This is a genomic window from Acinetobacter sp. S4397-1, assembly GCF_024129285.1.
In the GTDB taxonomy this organism is placed as follows: domain Bacteria; phylum Pseudomonadota; class Gammaproteobacteria; order Pseudomonadales; family Moraxellaceae; genus Acinetobacter; species Acinetobacter lwoffii_C.
The window spans coordinates 1-3,242 of the sequence record NZ_JAMXXZ010000065.1; the positions used below are offsets into that span (position 1 = coordinate 1).

The 3,242-nt window shown below is 49.9% G+C and carries 2 rRNA genes; both read left to right on the forward strand.

The window, feature by feature from the left end:
• Positions 1 to 33: 33 nt before the first annotated feature.
• Positions 34 to 2,926, forward strand: a 23S ribosomal RNA gene (locus NI467_RS14435).
• A 189-nt stretch (positions 2,927 to 3,115) separates the two neighbouring features.
• Positions 3,116 to 3,230 (forward strand): 5S ribosomal RNA (rrf, locus tag NI467_RS14440).
• Positions 3,231 to 3,242 lie beyond the last annotated feature (12 nt).

Sequence of the window (3,242 nt, forward strand, 5' to 3'; positions counted from 1 at the left end):
CTTGTAGGGATGGACGACTGTTTGGGGTTGTATAGTCAAGTAATTAAGTGCATGTGGTGGATGCCTTGGCAGTCAGAGGCGATGAAAGACGTGATAGCCTGCGAAAAGCTCCGGGGAGGCGGCAAATATCCTGTGATCCGGAGATGTCTGAATGGGGAAACCCACTTACCATAAGGTAGGTATCAATAACTGAATACATAGGTTATTGAGGCGAACGCGGGGAAGTGAAACATCTCAGTACCCGTAGGAAAAGAAATCAATTGAGATTCCCTCAGTAGCGGCGAGCGAAAGGGGAAGAGCCCATTAAGTTATCTAAGTTTTAGTGGAATGCTCTGGGAAGTGCAACCATAGTGGGTGATAGTCCTGTACACGAAAGGGCTTAGATAATGATGTCGAGTAGGGCGAGGCACGTGAAACCTTGTCTGAATATGGGGGGACCATCCTCCAAGGCTAAATACTCCTGACTGACCGATAGTGAACCAGTACCGTGAGGGAAAGGCGAAAAGAACCCCTGTGAGGGGAGTGAAATAGATCCTGAAACCGCATGCATACAAGCAGTGGGAGCCGACTTGTTCGGTGACTGCGTACCTTTTGTATAATGGGTCAGCGACTTATATTCAGTAGCGAGGTTAACCGAATAGGGGAGCCGTAGAGAAATCGAGTCTTAATAGGGCGTTTTAGTTGCTGGGTATAGACCCGAAACCGGGTGATCTATCCATGAGCAGGTTGAAGGTTGGGTAACACTAACTGGAGGACCGAACCCACCGTCGTTGAAAAGCCGGGGGATGACTTGTGGATAGGGGTGAAAGGCTAATCAAACTCGGTGATAGCTGGTTCTCCCCGAAAGCTATTTAGGTAGCGCCTCGGACGAATACCATTGGGGGTAGAGCACTGTTTCGGCTAGGGGGTCATCCCGACTTACCAAACCGATGCAAACTCCGAATACCAATGAGTACTATCCGGGAGACAGACTGCGGGTGCTAACGTCCGTAGTCAAGAGGAAAACAATCCAGACCGCCAGCTAAGGTCCCTAAATCTATATTAAGTGGGAAACGATGTGGGAAGGCATAGACAGCTAGGAGGTTGGCTTAGAAGCAGCCACCCTTTAAAGAAAGCGTAATAGCTCACTAGTCGAGTCGGCCTGCGCGGAAGATGTAACGGGGCTAAAATATAGTACCGAAGCTGCGGATTTACGCTTATGCGTAAGTGGTAGGGGAGCGTTCTGTAAGCCGATGAAGGTGGATTGAGAAGTCTGCTGGAGGTATCAGAAGTGCGAATGCTGACGTGAGTAACGATAAAACGGGTGAAAAACCCGTTCGCTGAAAGACCAAGGGTTCCAGTCCAACGTTAATCGGGGCTGGGTGAGTCGACCCCTAAGGCGAGGCCGAGAGGCGTAGTCGATGGGAAATTGGTTAATATTCCAATACTTCTGTGTAATGCGATGAGAGGACGGAGTAAGTTAAGTCAGCCTGGCGTTGGTTGTCCAGGTGAAAGGTTGTAGGCATGCATCTTAGGCAAATCCGGGGTGCTCTATGCTGAGAACTGATAGCAAGCCAGTTTACTGGTGAAGTGGCTGATACTATGCTTCCAGGAAAAGTCTCTAAGCTTCAGTTACACAGGAATCGTACCCGAAACCGACACAGGTGGTCAGGTCGAGTAGACCAAAGCGCTTGAGAGAACTCTGCTGAAGGAACTAGGCAAAATGGTACCGTAACTTCGGGAGAAGGTACGCTGCCGGTGGTGATAGGACTTGCTCCTTGAGCTGCTGGCAGCCTCAGAAACCAGGCCGCTGCAACTGTTTATTAAAAACATAGCACTCTGCAAACACGAAAGTGGACGTATAGGGTGTGATGCCTGCCCGGTGCTGGAAGGTTAATTGATGGGGTTAGCGTAAGCGAAGCTCTTGATCGAAGCCCCAGTAAACGGCGGCCGTAACTATAACGGTCCTAAGGTAGCGAAATTCCTTGTCGGGTAAGTTCCGACCTGCACGAATGGCATAATGATGGCGGCGCTGTCTCCAGCAGAGGCTCAGTGAAATCGAATTCGCCGTGAAGATGCGGTGTACCCGCGGCTAGACGGAAAGACCCCGTGAACCTTTACTGCAGCTTGACATTGAACTTTGATCTTACCTGTGTAGGATAGGTGGGAGGCTTTGAAGTGGCGACGCCAGTTGCCATGGAGCCATCCTTGAAATACCACCCTGGTAATATTGAGGTTCTAACTCTGTCCCGTGATCCGGGACGAGGACCATGTCTGGTGGGTAGTTTGACTGGGGCGGTCTCCTCCTAAAGAGTAACGGAGGAGTACGAAGGTGCGCTCAGCGTGGTCGGAAATCACGCGTAGAGTATAAAGGCAAAAGCGCGCTTAACTGCGAGACCAACAAGTCGAGCAGGTACGAAAGTAGGTCTTAGTGATCCGGTGGTTCTGTATGGAAGGGCCATCGCTCAACGGATAAAAGGTACTCTGGGGATAACAGGCTGATACCGCCCAAGAGTTCATATCGACGGCGGTGTTTGGCACCTCGATGTCGGCTCATCTCATCCTGGGGCTGAAGCAGGTCCCAAGGGTATGGCTGTTCGCCATTTAAAGAGGTACGCGAGCTGGGTTTAGAACGTCGTGAGACAGTTCGGTCCCTATCTACCGTGGGCGTTGGAAATTTGAGAGGATCTGCTCCTAGTACGAGAGGACCAGAGTGGACGAACCTCTGGTGTACCGGTTGTCACGCCAGTGGCATCGCCGGGTAGCTATGTTCGGAAGGGATAACCGCTGAAAGCATCTAAGCGGGAAGCCTACCTCAAGATAAGATTTCCCCGAGACTTTATGTCTCCTAAAGAGCCGTTGAAGACTACGACGTTGATAGGCTGGATGTGGAAGTGTAGCGATACATGAAGCTGACCAGTACTAATTGCTCGTGAGGCTTGACTATACAACACCCAAACAGTTGTTGTATAAAGCGCAATTGATTCGATATCCAGCAAAACAGCTTGATTCAGAAGCTCGTTAGTAAGACAATATTCAACTCAGATATCCCTGTTAATGTATTCTATTTGGTACCAAGTAAGGCAAACACTGCAAAGCAGTCAGATAAGACCCGAACAAGTCCATAAACAGTTGTGCTGGCGACCATAGCAAGAGTGAACCACCTGATCCCTTCCCGAACTCAGAAGTGAAACCTCTTTGCGCTGATGGTAGTGTGGGGTTACCCATGTGAGAGTAAGTCATCGCCAGCTCATTATTCAAAA